The sequence below is a fragment of the Isoptericola variabilis genome, assembly GCF_050311655.1.
GTDB lineage: Bacteria > Actinomycetota > Actinomycetes > Actinomycetales > Cellulomonadaceae > Isoptericola > Isoptericola variabilis.
The window spans coordinates 266,483-281,358 of record NZ_JBNOZM010000007.1 but is presented as its reverse complement, the minus strand read 5'-3'; the positions used below and the strand labels follow the sequence as shown (position 1 = coordinate 281,358).

At 74.5% G+C, this 14,876-nt stretch carries 11 protein-coding genes; 5 read left to right on the top strand and 6 right to left on the bottom strand.

The features are described from left to right. The first annotated feature begins 30 nt into the window (after nucleotides 1-30). On the top strand, nucleotides 31-918 hold the full coding sequence (locus ACQP60_RS16690) for an endo alpha-1,4 polygalactosaminidase (RefSeq protein ID WP_429734882.1): 888 nt from the start codon (nucleotides 31-33) through the stop codon (nucleotides 916-918). Between the two features lie 10 nt (nucleotides 919-928). On the opposite strand, the gene hrpA is transcribed toward ACQP60_RS16690, so the two are convergent. Together hrpA and ACQP60_RS16680 are read right to left on the bottom strand one after the other, a co-directional pair. Then, a complete protein-coding gene (hrpA, locus tag ACQP60_RS16685; protein ID WP_429734880.1) occupies nucleotides 929-5,257 on the bottom strand; it encodes an ATP-dependent RNA helicase HrpA in 4,329 nt (1,442 codons plus the stop codon). Between the two features lie 161 nt (nucleotides 5,258-5,418). Next, a complete protein-coding gene (locus ACQP60_RS16680) occupies nucleotides 5,419-6,012 on the bottom strand; it encodes a VanZ family protein (protein ID WP_429734878.1) in 594 nt (197 codons plus the stop codon). A 189-nt stretch (nucleotides 6,013-6,201) separates the two neighbouring features. Here ACQP60_RS16680 and ACQP60_RS16675 point away from each other — a divergent pair, with 189 nt between their 5' ends. Together ACQP60_RS16675 and ACQP60_RS16670 are read left to right on the top strand one after the other, a co-directional pair. Continuing rightward, entirely contained in the window at nucleotides 6,202-8,571 is a 2,370-nt protein-coding gene (locus ACQP60_RS16675) for an Ig-like domain-containing protein (protein WP_429734876.1), read from the top strand. Next, on the top strand, nucleotides 8,568-9,536 hold the full coding sequence (locus tag ACQP60_RS16670) for a DUF4436 family protein (RefSeq protein WP_429734874.1): 969 nt from the start codon (nucleotides 8,568-8,570) through the stop codon (nucleotides 9,534-9,536). Before ACQP60_RS16675 ends, ACQP60_RS16670 begins: the two co-directional genes overlap by 4 nt. A gap of 130 nt (nucleotides 9,537-9,666) precedes the next feature. Here the strand turns inward: ACQP60_RS16670 and ACQP60_RS16665 are convergent, their stop codons facing one another. Together ACQP60_RS16665 and ACQP60_RS16660 are read right to left on the bottom strand one after the other, a co-directional pair. Further along, nucleotides 9,667-10,602, bottom strand: coding sequence for an aldo/keto reductase (locus tag ACQP60_RS16665; RefSeq protein WP_429734872.1), 936 nt, complete (start codon nucleotides 10,600-10,602; stop codon nucleotides 9,667-9,669). 46 nt (nucleotides 10,603-10,648) lie between these two features. Further along, nucleotides 10,649-11,509 carry an aldo/keto reductase gene (locus tag ACQP60_RS16660; RefSeq protein ID WP_429734870.1) on the bottom strand — a complete coding sequence of 287 codons (861 nt, stop codon included), beginning with the start codon at nucleotides 11,507-11,509 and terminating at the stop codon, nucleotides 10,649-10,651. Nucleotides 11,510-11,620: 111 nt separating this feature from the next. Between ACQP60_RS16660 and ACQP60_RS16655 the strand changes: the two genes are divergently transcribed. Further along, nucleotides 11,621-12,517 carry a LysR family transcriptional regulator gene (locus tag ACQP60_RS16655; protein WP_429734868.1) on the top strand — a complete coding sequence of 299 codons (897 nt, stop codon included), beginning with the start codon at nucleotides 11,621-11,623 and terminating at the stop codon, nucleotides 12,515-12,517. Nucleotides 12,518-12,535: 18 nt separating this feature from the next. Here ACQP60_RS16655 and ACQP60_RS16650 read toward each other — a convergent pair whose 3' ends face one another. Next, nucleotides 12,536-13,324 (bottom strand): class I SAM-dependent methyltransferase, encoded by a 789-nt coding sequence (locus ACQP60_RS16650; protein WP_429734865.1) that lies wholly within the window; start codon nucleotides 13,322-13,324, stop codon nucleotides 12,536-12,538. A gap of 94 nt (nucleotides 13,325-13,418) precedes the next feature. Between ACQP60_RS16650 and ACQP60_RS16645 the strand changes: the two genes are divergently transcribed. Further along, nucleotides 13,419-14,360 carry a D-2-hydroxyacid dehydrogenase family protein gene (locus ACQP60_RS16645; protein ID WP_429734863.1) on the top strand — a complete coding sequence of 314 codons (942 nt, stop codon included), beginning with the start codon at nucleotides 13,419-13,421 and terminating at the stop codon, nucleotides 14,358-14,360. 10 nt (nucleotides 14,361-14,370) lie between these two features. On the opposite strand, the gene ACQP60_RS16640 is transcribed toward ACQP60_RS16645, so the two are convergent. Further along, entirely contained in the window at nucleotides 14,371-14,838 is a 468-nt protein-coding gene (locus ACQP60_RS16640) for a DUF4190 domain-containing protein (RefSeq protein ID WP_429734861.1), read from the bottom strand. Between the last annotated feature and the right edge of the window lie 38 nt (nucleotides 14,839-14,876).

The window sequence follows — 14,876 nt, the reverse complement described above, 5'->3', positions numbered from 1 at the left end:
CGCACGCCGCGGCCAGGTGATACTCGGGCGGTGGCACGGAGAACGGATCGGTGGACGACGGCGTTGCTCGCGTCCGCCCTCGTGCTCGCGACGGCGGGGGCGTGCGCCCCGGGGTCGGCGTCGTCGTCGGCGTCCTCGGTCGCGGCGCCGGGACCGTCGCGGGAGGACGCGCTGCCGCCGACGAGCGGGACCTTCGACTATCAGCTCGGCGGCGCGTACGACGAGGTGGGCACGGGGAGCGGGCCGACGGCGATCGACGTCGTCGTGCGCGACGCGACGGCCGACCCGCTGCCCGGCGCGTACTCCGTCTGCTACGTCAACGGCTTCCAGACGCAGCCCGACCAGGCGGACCTGTGGGCGGGCCGCGAGGACCTGCTGCTGCACGACGCCGACGGCGGGCTCGTCGTCGACCCGGACTGGCCGGACGAGCACGTGCTGGACCCGTCGACCGCTGAGCAGCGCGCCGGGATCCTCGAGGTGCTGGGGCCGGTGGTGACGGGGTGCGCGGACGCCGGGTTCGACGCCGTCGAGCTGGACAACCTCGACACGTGGACCCGGTTCGACGCGATCGACGAGGCCGGGGCGCACGCGCTGGCCCGCGCGTACGTGGACCTGGCGCACGACGCCGGGCTCGCCGTCGCGCAGAAGAACGCCGCGGAGATCACCCGCGTGGCCCGTGAGGAGCTCGGGTTCGACCTGGCCGTCACCGAGGAGTGCGCCGCGTGGGACGAGTGCGCCGCGTACACCGACGTCTACGGCGACCACGTGCTGCAGGTCGAGTACCCCGACGCGCTCGACGACGCCGGCCTGACCTTCGACGACGTGTGCTCCCGCGACGACCGCGCGCCGCTGACGATCCTGCGCGACCGAGACCTCGTCGCCGCCGGCGAGGACGGCTACGTCTACGACGCCTGCTGAGGAGGCCGGGTCACCAGCCGTTCGGGCTGAGCACCTTGCGGATGCGCTTCTCGCTGACGGCGCCGTCGGTGCCGAGCTGCTGCGCGAACAGCGAGACGCGCAGCTCCTCGATCAGCCAGCGCACGTCGGCCAGCTCCGCCGCCCGCGCCGGGTCGGCGGGCCCGGCGGCGTACTGGGCGCGCGCCTTGTCGTAGGCCTCGGTGACGTCGTGCACGCGCCAGGCGAGCTCGGCGTCGCGCGCCGGGTTGGTCTGCGCCTTCTCCAGCCGGTACGACGCCGCGCGCAGGTAGCGCACCAGGTGCGGCACGCGCCGCGGCGGCGTCGCGGACACGAACCCGTCGTGGACGAGGCCCGCGACGTGGTCGCGGATGTCCTGCAGCGTGCCCAGCAGCGCCAGCGACGACGACGCCCGCACCTCGCCCTCGACCGTCCGCCACGCGGCGAGCGCGGCGACGACGTGCCCGACGATCCGGTGCACCTCGTCCTCCAGGTGCCGGCGGACGAATTCCCGCGCCGCTGTGTACGACTTGGCGTCCCGGATCTGTACAGCGACCGGTCCGCCGGTCGGGGTGCCCGAAGCCTTCTTGGCGTCGGGGCTGGTCAAGGCGATGACGGCGGCGAGCTGCAGGTCGGCCACCAGGGCCTCGGTGTTCCGGTACGGCGCGGCCGCGAGCGTCAGCGACTGCTTCGACGTCCACCGCGACGTGATGCGGCCCGTCTGCAGCGCCGTCTCCGCCAGCAGCAGGCGGCGTACCCCGCGCGCGTGCGCGGCGTCGCGGCCGGACGCGTCGGCGAGCACCCGCAGCGCGACCGCCGGCTGGCGCCTCGCGTCCTCCTCCTCGACGAGCGCGGGGTACCCGCGCACGACGACTCCGCCGCCCAGGTCGGTCGACACGCTCTCCGGGAGCGCGCCGTCGGGCAGGCCCTCCGGCCAGGTCGTCAGGCCCGTCTGCTCGGGGACGACGGCGCTGGCGCCGCCGGTCGCGGACGGCGCCGGTCGGGCGGGGGCAGGTCGGCCCGGCGTCGGCGCGGCCTCCGCGGGGGCCGGCGCGCCGGACTGCCGCCGCGCCTCCTCGAGCGCCAGCCCGACGGCGCCCTTGACGGCCGCGCGGACGGCGGCCTCGGCCTGCGCGGCGAGCCGCTTCTGGAGCGACAGCAGGTCCTTGGACTCGTCGAGCGGCGCCGGGGTGGGGCGCCGTTCCCTGCCCTTGCGGCCCTTGCCCTTCCGGGCGCCCTGGTCACGTGCGGGGGCGGCGTCCTCGACCCGGAACGTCATGCGCAGGTGCGCGGGCAGCCGCTCGACGCGCTCGGCGTCCCACACGTCGTCGGGGATCACGACGTCGCGCAAGGCGCGGACGGCGCGCGAGAACGCGACGTGGAACGGCTCCGCCATGTCGCCGGCGCGGGTCATGTCCTCCCACGACGGCGTGTTCTCGCGCAGCCAGCCGGCGACGGCGCGGCCGACGTCGGGCGCGGGCACGAGCTGCACGCGCACGGCCTTGGGCAGGGACTTGATGGTGGCCACGCACAGCTCGTCGAGCAGGCCCGGCACCATCCAGTCGAAGCCCTCCGGAGCCACCCGGTTGAGGATCGACAGCGGGATGTGCACGGTGACGCCGTCGGCCGCCGCGCCGGGCTGGAACTGGTACGTCAGCGGCAGCGTGACCTCGCCCTGCGTCCAGGTCTCCGGGAACTCGGAGGTGTCCACGGCGTCGGCGTCCACGAGCTGGTCGAGCGTGAACGTCAGCAGGTCCGGCGTCTCGCGCTGCGCCCGCTTCCACCACCGGTCGAAGTGGGCGGCGCTGACGACGTCGTCGGGCACCCGCTCGTCGTAGAAGGCGAACAGGTCGTCCTCGGAGGCGACGAGCCCGCGCTGCCGCGAGCGCGCCTCGAGCTCCTCCGCCTCGGCGAGCAGGCGCCGGTTCTCGGCGAAGAACTTGTGGTGCGTGGTCCACTGCCCCTCGACGAGGGCGTGCCGCACGAACATCTCGCGCGCCGCCTCCGGGTCGACCTTGGCGTAGAGCACGGGGCGGTCGGCGACGATCGGCACGCCGTACAGCAGCACCTTCTCCGTGGCCATGGCGGCGCCCTGCTTGGTGGACCAGTGCGGGTCGGAGTACGTGTGCTTGGCGAGCGGGCCCGCGAGCTCCTCGGCCCACTCGGGCTTGATGCGGGCGACGTCGCGCGCCCACAGGCGGGACGTCTCGACGAGCTCGCCGGCCATGATCCACTCCGGCGGCTTCTTGCTCAGCGGCGAGCCGGGGAAGATCGCGAACCGCGCGCCGCGGGCACCGACGTACTCGTTGCGGGCACGCTTGGCGGCCTGCCGCAGCGCGCGGGCGCGGGCCTCGCCGCGCAGGTGCGCCACCGACGACGCCTTGATCTCGCCCGTGTCCTGCATGCCGATCTGGCTGAGCAGCCCGGCCAGCAGCGAGCGGTGGATGGTGTCGTCGTCCCAGGTGAGGCGGTAGTCGGGCTCGGCCTCGACCGGCTCGACCGACGACGGCGTCCGGGGCTTGAACGACATGTCGATGCCGAGCGGCTTGGCCATCTCGCGCAGCTGCGCGACGACGTCCTGCCACTCGCGGATGCGCAGGAAGTTGAGGTACTCCGCCTTGCACATCCGGCGGAACGCGGACGAGCCCATCTCGTGCTGCTGGCCGCGCACGTACTCCCACAGGTTGAGGGCCGTGAGGAAGTCCGACGTCTGGTCGGTGAACCGCGCGTGCAGCTGGTCGGCCTGGGCCCGGGATTCGGCGGGGCGCTCGCGCGGGTCCTGGATGGACAGCAGCGCGGCGACGATCGCGACCTCGCGCGCGACGCCGCGCTTCGAGCCCTCGATGATCATGCGCGCCAGGCGCGGGTCCATCGGGAGCTGCGCGAGCGTACGGCCGACGTCGGTGAGCCGTGTCGCGCCGTCCTTCGTCTCGAGCGCGCCCAGCTCGGTCAGCAGCTGCACGCCGTCGCGCACGGCCCGGGTGTCCGGGGGCTCGACGAACGGGAAGCGCGCGACGTCGTCGGGCGTGGACACGACGCCGACGGAGATCATCTGGAGCAGCACGGACGCGAGCGACGTGCGCAGGATCTCCGGCTCGGTGAACTCGGGCCGGCCGAGGAAGTCCTCCTCGGAGTAGAGGCGGATCGCGACGCCGTCGGCCACACGGCCCGAGCGCCCGGAGCGCTGGTTCGCCGACGCCTGGCTGATCGGCTCGATCGGCAGCCGCTGCACCTTGGTGGCCTTGGAGTAGCGCGAGATGCGCGCCGTGCCCGGGTCGACGACGTAGTGGATGCCCGGCACCGTCAGCGACGTCTCCGCGACGTTCGTCGACAGCACGATCCGCCGGCCCGGGTGCGACTGGAAGACGCGGTGCTGCTCCGCCGCCGACAGCCGCGAGTACAGCGGCAGGATCTCCACGAAGTCCGGCCGCTTGGCGTCCCGCACGCGGTCCTTGAGGTGCCCCTCCAGCGCGTCCGCGGCGTCGTGGATCTCCCGCTCGCCGGACAGGAACACGAGGATGTCGCCGGGGCCCTCGCGCATCAGCTCGTCGCAGGCCTCGACGATGCCCGTGACCAGGTACTTCTCGGTGTCGTCGGAGCGCGCCTTCGATTTCTTCGGCTGGTCCGGGTCCGTGTCCGGGGAGAGCGGGCGCCAGCGGATCTCGACCGGGTACGTGCGGCCGGAGACCTCGACGACGGGCGCGTGGTCGGGCAGGACGTCGACGACGGCGTCGGGCGCCCCGCCGATCTCGGCGAGGTGCGACGGCGAGAAGTGTGCCGCGAACCGCTCGGAGTCGATGGTCGCGGACGTGATGACGAGCTTGAGGTCCGGCCGGCGCGGCAGCAGCCGGGACAGGTAGCCGAGCAGGAAGTCGATGTTGAGCGACCGCTCGTGCGCCTCGTCGATGACGATCGTGTCGTAGGCGAGCAGGTCCGGGTCCCGCTGGATCTGGGCGAGCAGGATGCCGTCGGTCATCACCTTGACGAGCGTGTCGTCGCTGGACTGGTCGGTGAACCGCACCTGGTAGCCGACGACGCCGCCCAGCTCGGTGCCGAGCTCCTCGGCGACGCGCTCGGCGACGCTGCGCGCCGCGATCCGGCGCGGCTGCGTGTGCCCGATCTGGCCCTTCCGGCCGCGGCCGAGCTCCAGCAGGATCTTCGGGAGCTGCGTCGTCTTGCCGGAGCCCGTCTCGCCGGCGACGACGACCACCTGGTGGTCGCGGATCGCGGCGGCGATGTCCTCCCGGCGCGCCGAGACCGGCAGCTGCTCGGGGTAGACGATCGGCGGCACCTCGACGGCGGCGCGCAGCGCGGCGGCCCTCTCCAGCTGCTCGCGGCTCACCCGGCGCGGGCCCGCCTGCCCGCGACCGCGCCCTCGGCCCCGGCCGCGACCTCGGCCGCGGCCGCGGCCGTGCCCCCGGTCCTGGGGTCGACGCGCACCGCCGTCGTCCGACGACGACTGCGGTGCGGGGCTGGGCTCGGTGCTCACGACGTCCCATTCTCTCAACCTCGGCAAGGTGATTCGTGCCCGGGCGCCGGGCCGTCGCCACAGCCCACGACGACGTCGCCCGGCGGCGGCCCGGTGAGACGCACGGGCGACGCGACGAAGAGCCCTGCCGCGAGCAGCGCGAGCGCCGTCCCGGCGGCGCACCACCGGGTCACGACCGTGGTCGCCCCGGCCCGGAGCCTCCGGCGCGCGAGGACGACGAGGCCGAGCCCGGCCAGCCCGCCCGCGGTGTTGACGACGACGTCGGTGACGTCGGAGCTCCCGACGGCCAGCACGTACTGCGCGGCCTCGAGCAGCGCGCTCGCGCCGGCGAGCGTGCCCGCGACGCGCCACCACGGCCACGACGGCACGAGCAGCCCGAGGTACACGCCGAAGGGCAGGAAGATCATGAGGTTCAGGACGAGCTCGACGGGCTCGCTGGCGCCCGCGTGGGCGGTAGCCGCGAACGGCACGAGCTTGACGACGCGCCGGCCCGCGTCGCCCACCTGGGGAACGTCGAGCTTCCACAGGACGACCCAGACGACCAGGGCGAGGTACGCCGTGAACAGCAGGGGCACGATGGGCCGCGGACGCGGCGCGGGGACGGTCATCGCTCCAGCCCACACGCCGTCATGTTGCGAGAGCGTATGCGGAACGCGGGACGGTGCTCGCCGGGCCGGTTCGCCGGAGCTGCTCGACGCGGGCCGCTAAGACGTCTATCTCATGCGCTCCGGCGTGCCCGTGGTTAGCCTCACGAGGGACGTCGCGGGGGGCGGCGTCCAGAGGTCAGGCGAGGTCCGGTGGCGACATACTCCTACCGCAGCGGGGCGCGACGCCCGGGGGACGTGCGGCGGCGCCCCGCCGCGTCGCGTGCCGGGGTGCGCCGCGGGGCGGTCGTCGTCATCGCGCTCGCGCTCTGCCTGGTCGGTGCGGCGCCGCTGCCCGCGCCCTCGGGCCCGACGGCGCAGGCGGCGCCCTCCCGCTGCGAGCCGACCGCGGAGTACAACACCTGCCTGGAGCTCACCTACACCGGGCAGGACGAGTCGTTCATGATCCCGGCGGGAGTCACGACGATCCGGGTCGACCTCAACGGCGCCCACGGCGGGCGGTACTCCGGCACGGCCTACGGCAAGGGCGGCCGCACCGAGGGGACGCTGACGGTGACACCGGGCGCCACGTACTCCGTCCGCGTGGGGCAGCAGGGTTCCGGCCGGTCGCGGAGCACCACCTTCGGGGGCGGCGGCGCCGGCGGCGGCTGCGACGGCGGGTACTGCGGCAGCAGCGGTGGCGGCGGGACGTTCCTCTACGAGGGCCCTGCGACGGGCCCCGCGCGGGACACCATGGTGGCCGTCGCCGGAGGCGGTGGCGGAGGCCGCGGCAACGCCGCGGGCGGCGGCATGGGCGGCGGGGCGACGAGCGAGTCCGGCGGCTTCACGGGGGTGCCGTCAGCGGGCGCCGGGTCGGCGTCGCAGACGGCTCCGGGAGCCGGAGGGTCCGGACCGGCGGGGTACGTGGCGGGCACCGCCGGCCAGGGGTTCCAGGGCGGGAACGCCGGCAGCAGCTTCAACGGCGGCGGCGGCGGAGGGGGCGGCTGGTACGGCGGCGGCGGTGGTGCCGGCGGCCCGTCGGACCCCAACCCGCTCAACGACAACCTGGGCGGCGACGGGTCCGGTGGGTCCGGGTACCTCGGTCCCCTGAGCGGCACGACCGCACAGGGGGCGACCATCGCCCCGGGGAACGGGCTGGCGCGCGTGTACTACGACCTGCCCGCCGCCGTCATCGAGGTACCGGCGGACGGGACGCGGGACACCGACGCCACGCCGGCGATCTCCGGCACGGCCGGCCCGGGCAACGTCGTCACGGTCACCGACGGCCCGGGCGGTGCGACGGTCTGCACCGCGACCGTCTCCGCCGAGGGCACCTGGTCGTGCACCGCCACGGCCCTGGCCGACGGCGCGCACGACCTCGTCGCGACCCAGACGAACGCCGCCGGCGACCCGTTCCCCGCGAGCGAGGCGGTCACCTACACGGTCGACACGACCCCGCCCGCGACGCCGCGGATCACCGGGCCGGCGACCACCACGGACACCGGCGCCGCCGTGACCGGGCGAGGCGAGGCCGGCAGCCTGCTCACCGTGCGCACGGCGTCGGGCGACGTCGTCTGCGGGCCGCTGACCGTGCCCGCCGGCGGCGACTGGACCTGCAGGCCCGAACCCCGGCTCACGACGGGGCCGAACCCGCTCGTGCCCGCCGCGGCCGACGACCTGGGCAACACCGCCACCGGCGCGGAGTACGTCGTGACGGTCGAGGCACCGACGCCCACACCCACGCCGACCCCGGCGCCCACGCCCACGCCCACCCCGACCCCGACGCCCGCACCGACGTCGGACCCCCTGCCCACGTCGGCGCCCCCGCCCGCTCCGGGCGCGGCCGGCCCGCCGGAGGTCGCGCCGCCCGCCGCGCAGCAGGGCACGCCGCCCGCGCCGTCGGGCACGGCGGGCGATCCCGGCGATCGGGCCGTGCCCGAGGCGCCGGACGACGAGGCCGAGCAGGAGGCCGAGCAGGAGGAGAGCGACGACGAGCCGGCGGCCCCGGCGGCCGAGCCGCCCGCTGCCGTCGTCGTGGACCGCCCCCTCACCTTCGACGTGCAGATGCGCGCCGGCGAGATCCGTCGCGGCGAGGTCGGCCGCTTCGACGCCACGCTCGGCCCCAACCCCACGGACGAGACCGTCACTTTGACCCTCTCCGGCCAGGTGGGCAAGGGATTCGTCTACCGGTCGGTGCGGGTGGACCCGGAGGCGCCGTGCGACGTCGCGCGCGCCACGTTCTCCTGCACCGTCACGCTCGCGCCCGGGGAGTCGGCGCAGGTGACCATCCGGCTCCTCGCGGACGCGCTCACCGCGCCCGAGCTCGCGCGCCAGCAGCTGGCCGTCGCCGCCGGAGGCCCGGGTTCCGGGGAGGGCGGCACCTCGGAGGCTGCGGCCGCGCTCGCCACCAGCACCACCGTCACCACGCGCGTCGCCGACGACGAGCCGACCGACACGCAGGCGCTGGCCGCGGCGATCACCGACCAGCCCGGCTCGTTCCTGGTGCTGCTCACGCTGCTGCTCTACGCGCTCGCCGCCACCGTCGCCCAGCGGCGACCCGGCCGACCCACGGAGGAACCATGACGCAACAGGTCGAGGAGATGCTGGCCGAGGACGACGCCCCGCCGGCGCCACCCCGCAAGCGGCGCAACCCCGCCCCGCGCATCCTCGCGGTGGTGGTGGGGCTCCTGGTCGTCTACTACGTGGTGATCGCGCTGTCGGGCACGCTGAACAGCTCGACGGGGGTCGCGATCAGCGGGCAGCAGGAGGTGGCGGGGGAGGACTACCTGACCCTGCAGATGAAGACGCAGGACGTCAGCCTCACGAACCGGTACGTCGAGGCCACCGTGCTGCCCATCCCGCACGGCGAGTACGTGGGCGACCGTGCCGGCGAGATGTCGCAGAACCTGCGCATCGAGATCGTGTCCGCCGGGCAGACCACGTCGGTCGTCACCTACCCTGGGGAGTCGATCGTCGACCCGACGACGGTGACGCTCGCCCTCGACCGCGGCGACACCTTCTACCCGTGGGACCGGCCGTTCTCGAACTTCCAGGTGAGCGTGCGGAACGACGAGACCGGGGCGGACGTGCCGTTCGAGCTGACCATCGAGAACTCCGCCCGGCCGTGGGTGCTCACCGCCACCGTCGGCGAACCGACGACGCAGGACGGCGTGTCGGTGCTCCCGGTGACGCTCGACGGCAACCGGGACGCCCTCAGCGTCACCCTGGTCGTCTTCTACCTCCTGGCGATCCTGCTGACCACGCTCATGGCCGTCGTCACGATCGGCAGCGCCATCCTCAAGAAGAAGCTCGAGTTCGCCAACGTCATCTGGCTGTCGGCCACCATGCTGTCGTTCCCGGCGTTGCGGTCCGCGATGCCGGGCGCGCCGCCGATCGGCACGGCCCTGGACTTCGTCGTCCTGTTCCCGTGCATCTGCATCGTCGCCGGCATGCTCGTGTGGACCGGCGCCCACCTGCTGTGGCGGGAGTCGAAGGTGCTGCGCTCGCGCGACCTCGACGACGAGGAGACCGAGGCTGCTGCCGGCTGACGCCCGGCGGGGCCTGCCGAGCGACGCCGGCCTCCAGGGCGCCGAGACCTGGCTCGCGATCGGGTGGCTGCACCGGCCGGAACCCGCGATCGGTGATCGGCGGTGGTGGCGGGTCCCGGCCGGTCGGCGCTCAGGGCACGCGGTACCCGGCGGCGCGGAACAGCTCGTACCACTCGGCCCGCGTGAGCGGGAGGTCCGAGCCCTGGGCGGCGCCCGCGACGCGCTCCGGCGTCGTCGTCCCCAGCACCACCTGCATCCCGGCCGGGTGGCGCGTGATCCACGCGACCGCGACCGCGATGGGCGGCACGTCGTACTTCGCCGCGAGGCGGTCGATCACCGCGTTGAGCTCGGGGTAGTCGTCCGAGCCGAGGAACACGCCGGTGAAGAAGCCGGCCTGGAACGGCGACCAGGCCTGCACGGTGATGTCGTGCAGGCGGCAGTAGTCGAGGATGCCGCCGCCGTCGAGGGTGAGCGACTGGTCCTCGCCGGCCATGTTGGCCGCGACGCCCTGCGCCACGATCGGCGCGTGCGTGATCGACAGCTGCAGCTGGTTGGCGACGATCGGCTGCCGCACCGACTTCTTGAGCAGCTCGATCTGGCCGGGCGTGTGGTTGGAGACGCCGAAGGCGCGGACCTTGCCCGACGACTCGAGGTGGTCGAACGCGCGCGCCACCTCGTCCGGCTCCACGAGCGCGTCGGGGCGGTGCAGCAGGAGCACGTCGAGGTAGTCGGTGCCGAGCGCCTGGAGGGAGCCCTCGACCGACTCGACGAGGTGCTCGTACGAGTAGTCGAAGTACGGACCCTCGCGCACGATGCCGGCCTTGGACTGGATGGTGAGCTGCTCGCGCTCCGACGGCGTGAGCTGCATGGCCTCGGCGAAACGGCGCTCGCAGCCGTGCAGGTCGTCGCCGTACACGTCGGCGTGGTCGACGAAGTCGATGCCGGCGTCACGACCGGTGCGGACCAGCTCGCGGACGGCGTCGTCGTCCAGCTGCTGGATGCGCATGAGGCCGAGCACGACGTTCGGGACCTGGCGGCCGGTGGTGCCCAGGGGGACGGTTCGCATGATGGATCCTCCTCGATCGGGGGAGAGCTGGGTCGGTGGTGGGTGGTCAGGAGCCGGAGAGCTCGGCGAGCTCGTCGGCGGTGAGGACGAGGTCGACGGCACGCGCGGAGTCCTCGATGCTCGCCGGTCGCGACGCCCCCGGGATGGGGACGACGACGGGCGCGAGCGCGAGCTCCCACGCAAGCGTGACCTGCTGCGGGCTCACGCCGTGGGCCTCGGCGACGCGGCCGAACGCGGCGTGCGCGGTGCCCACCTCGCCCGCCCGGCGGATCCCGCCGAGCGGGGACCAGGGCAGGAACGCGACGCCGAGCGACGCGCAGTGCTCCAGCTCGACGAGGCTGGAGCGGAACGCGGGTGAGAACTGGTTCTGCACGGACGCGAGCCGCCCGCCGAGCACCTCGTTCGCCTCGTCGATCTGCGCGACGCTCGCGTTCGAGATGCCGGCCTGGACGATGAGGCCCTCGTCGAGCAGCTCGGCCAGCGCGCCGACCGACTCGGCGTACGGCACGGCGGGGTCCGGGCGGTGGAACTGGTAGAGCCCGATCGCCTCGACGCCGAGGCGGCGGGCGGACTCCTTGGCGGCCTTCTTCAGGTGCTCGGGGCGGCCGTCCTGCGTCCACGAGCCGTCGCCGGGGCGCAGGTGGCCGCCCTTGGTGGCGACGAGCACGGCGGACGCGTCTCCGCCCCAGGAGCGCAGCGCGCGGGCGATCAGCTCCTCGTTGTGCCCGACCTCGTCGGCGTGCAGGTGATAGGCGTCGGCAGTGTCGACGAGGGTGACCCCCGCGTCGAGCGCCGCGTGGACGGTGGCGATCGAGCGCTCCTCGTCGGGGCGGCCCTCGATGGACATCGGCATGCCGCCGAGCCCGATCGCGCTGACGGGCTGGCTTCCGATCGTGCGAGCTTCCACGGCTCTCCTCATGTCGTCGGCGGCTTGTGTCGTCGGTCACCCGACGATAGGAAGGGACCGTTGATGAGTCCAACAACTGGACGTCATAGGTTTCAGCACCGGGAGCGATCAATGGAGCTGCGGCAGATGGAGTACCTCGTCGCGGTGGCGGAGGAGGGCCACTTCACGCACGCCGCGGCGCTCTGCGGCGTCACGCAGTCCGGCCTGTCCGCCGCGATCCGCAACCTCGAGCGCGAGCTCGGGGCCGCCCTGTTCCTGCGCACCACGCGGCAGGTCGCGCTCACGGACGCCGGGCGGGCGCTGCTGCCGTTCGCGCGGCGGATGCTCGCCCAGGCAGCCGCGGGCCGGGACGCCGTCGTGCAGGCGAGCCACCAGCTCTCCGGGCGGCTGCGGCTCGGCGCCGAGCAGTGCCTCGGCGTGGTCGACGTCGCGCCCCTGCTCGAGCGGTTCCGGCTGCGCTACCCGCTCGTGGACGTCCAGTTCACCCAGGCCGGCTCGCGCGAGCTCACCGCGCAGGTGCGCGGCGGCGACCTGGACGTCGCCTTCGTGGCCGCCACCGAGCACCTCGGCGCGCTGCGCCGCCTCGAGCTCGGCCGCCGCCCGATCGTGCTGCTCACCCACGCCACCGACCCGCTCGCGGGGGCGCCCGCGGTCGCCTGGGAGGACCTCGTCGACCGCGACTTCGTCGACTTCCGCGAGCAGTGGGCCATCCGGCGGCTCGCCGACGACGCGTTCGCCGGGCGGCACCTCGAGCGCCGGGTGCGGATGAGCGTCGACGACGTGCACACCCTGCTCGACTTCGTGCAGCGCGGCCTCGGCATCGCCGTCGTGCCGCAGCACGTCGCCGCCAAGCCGCAGGCCGCCGGGCTGGCCGTGCTGGAGCTCCCCGCCCGCGGGACGCCCGAGTGGGTGGTCGCCGCGATCGCGTCGCCGACGGCCGAGCCCACCGCGGCGCGCCTGCTCGAGCTGGTGGGGGAGGCCAACCTCGCCGTGGCGCAACCGGCCTGACGGCGTGCAGCCGACCGGTCAGGCCCTGCGGGCGTAGCAGCGGAAGCGGAGCTGCGTGACATCGACCGGGCCCGCACGGTGCAGCTCCGCGAGCGGCGCGGGGTGCTCGGCGGGGTCGAAGCCGGGCACCGTCCACGGCGTGAGTGCGAGGTAGGTGACCACCGCCTCGACGTCCGCGAAGCGGAGCCGCCCGCGCCACTCCTCGGCGACGTCGACCGTCAGCCCTGCCCGCTCGAGGTCCGGGCGCGCGCGGTCGAGCCGGACGTCCGGGTAGGGCGCGTCGACGCCGAACCGGTCGCGCAGCTCGAACGTGTCGCGCCCGTCCACCTGCTGGGTGAGGAACGTGCCGCCCGGGGCCAGGACGCGCGCCACCTCGGCTGCGTCGTACGCCTCGTGCCGCGCCATGACGACGTCCACCGAGCCGTCGGCGAACGGCATCCGCAGGTCCGCCTCGGCGTCGTACGCCAGCACCGGCACCCCGAACGGCGCGAGCCGCTCCCGCGCGACCGGCTCGTTCGGCGCCCAGCCCTCCGTCGCGACGACCGTCGCCCCGGACCCGGCCGGCAGCCGCTCCAGCAGCGCGGACAGCCGCTCGCCCCCACCCGTCCCCAGGTCGACGACCATCCCTCGCCCCGCGCCCCGCATCGCGGCGAGGCTGTCGGCCTCGAAGTCCCACGGCGGGTCGTCGGAGGTCGTCGCACCCTCGAGGACCGTGAAGTCCCAGCCGACCATGGTCGTGCGGCGGTGCAGGTCGGCCAGCCTGGCCACGAGGTCGTGGGCACGGTCGTCGGCACGGTCGTCGGTCATCCCGCGAGGCTAGCCACGCGCGGCCGCGAGCGCGCCGGCATTTCCCGAGTAGCGTCGGCACCGCCCGAGAGCCGGGCCGAACGAGGAGGTCACCGTGCGCATCGCCGTCCTGGACGACTACCAGCGGGTCGCCCACCGTTTCGCCGACTGGGCGAGCCTGGGCGCGGAGGTCGACTTCCTCGACCGTCCGCTGCCCGACGACGACGCGGTGGCCGCGGCGCTCGCGGGCTACGACGTCGTCGTCGCGATGCGCGAGCGCACGCCGTTCACCGCGGCACGGCTGGGGCGGCTGCCCGACCTGCGGCTGCTCGTGACGACCGGGCGGCAGAACGCGGCCATCGACCTGGACGCGGCGCGCGAGCGGGGCGTCGTCGTGTGCGGCACGGAGTCCCCGACGAACGCGACGCCGGAGCTCACCTGGGCGCTGATCCTCGCCGTCCTGCGGCACGTGCCCGCCGAGGACCGCGCGATGCGCGACGGCGGGTGGCAGCACACCGTCGGCGGCGACCTGGAGGGCCGGCGGCTGGGGATCGTCGGGCTCGGGCGGCTCGGCACGCGCGTGGCGCGGGTCGGGCAGGCGTTCGGGATGGACGTCGTCGCTTGGAGCCAGCACCTCGACCCGGCCGCGGCCGAGGAAGCCGGGGTGCGCGCCGTCGCGAAGGACGAGCTGTTCGCGACGTCGGACGTCGTCACCGTGCACTACAAGCTGAGCGACCGCAGCCGCGGCATCGTGGGCGCCGCCGACCTGGACCGGATGAAGCCCACCGCCGTGCTCGTCAACACCTCGCGCGGCCCGCTCGTGGACACCGACGCGCTGCTCGCCGCGCTGCACGACGGCCGCCTCGGCGGGGCCGGCATCGACGTGTACGACGTCGAGCCGCTGCCCGCCGACCACCCGCTGCGCTCCGCGCCGCGCACCGTGCTCACGCCGCACCTCGGCTACGTCACCGAGGCGACGTACCGGACGTTCTACGGCCAGGCCGTCGAGGACGTCGCCGCGTGGGCCGCGGGTGCGCCGGTGCGGGTCCTGGCCTGACCGGACGAGGTCAGACCGACATCCCGTACCCGTCGACCGTCGTGGTCGTGGCGAACGACGCGAACAGGCCACCGAACACCGCGAGCACGATGAACAGCACGTACAGCACCCAGAGTGCGGTGAACGCGATGGACAGCCACAGCCCCCACTTGCCGAGGGCGTTCGGGTAGCCCACCTTCTTCGACTCGGACAGCGCCATCGCGGACACCACGATGCCGGCGGGCGCGATGACGAACGCCAGCACGAAGCCGACGATGCCCATCGTCTTGCCGGGCGGCTCCGGGGCGTAGGCGGGGTACGCCGGGTACGGCGCCTGGGGGTACTGGCCCTGGGCGTACTGGCCCTGGTACGCGCCCTGCGCGGCGGGGTACCCCTGCTGCGGGTACGACGGCTGCGGGGAGGGCTGCTCGGCGTAGCCGGGCTGGGGCTGCTGGCTCGGCTCCTGGTACGGCTGACCGGGCTGGTACGGATCGCTCACCGGCACAGTGTGACGCACCCCGGGGTGCAGGTCGAGCA

Excerpts from the sequence above, each read along its gene's own strand:
- ACQP60_RS16655 (WP_429734868.1), top strand. The coding sequence starts at position 11,621 with ATGGAGCTGCGGCAGATGGAGTACCTCGTCGCGGTGGCGGAGGAGGGC.
- ACQP60_RS16665 (WP_429734872.1), bottom strand. The coding sequence starts at position 10,602 with ATGCGAACCGTCCCCCTGGGCACCACCGGCCGCCAGGTCCCGAACGTC.
- ACQP60_RS16670 (WP_429734874.1), top strand. The coding sequence starts at position 8,568 with ATGACGCAACAGGTCGAGGAGATGCTGGCCGAGGACGACGCCCCGCCG.
- ACQP60_RS16680 (WP_429734878.1), bottom strand. The coding sequence starts at position 6,012 with ATGACCGTCCCCGCGCCGCGTCCGCGGCCCATCGTGCCCCTGCTGTTC.
- ACQP60_RS16650 (WP_429734865.1), bottom strand. The coding sequence starts at position 13,324 with ATGACCGACGACCGTGCCGACGACCGTGCCCACGACCTCGTGGCCAGG.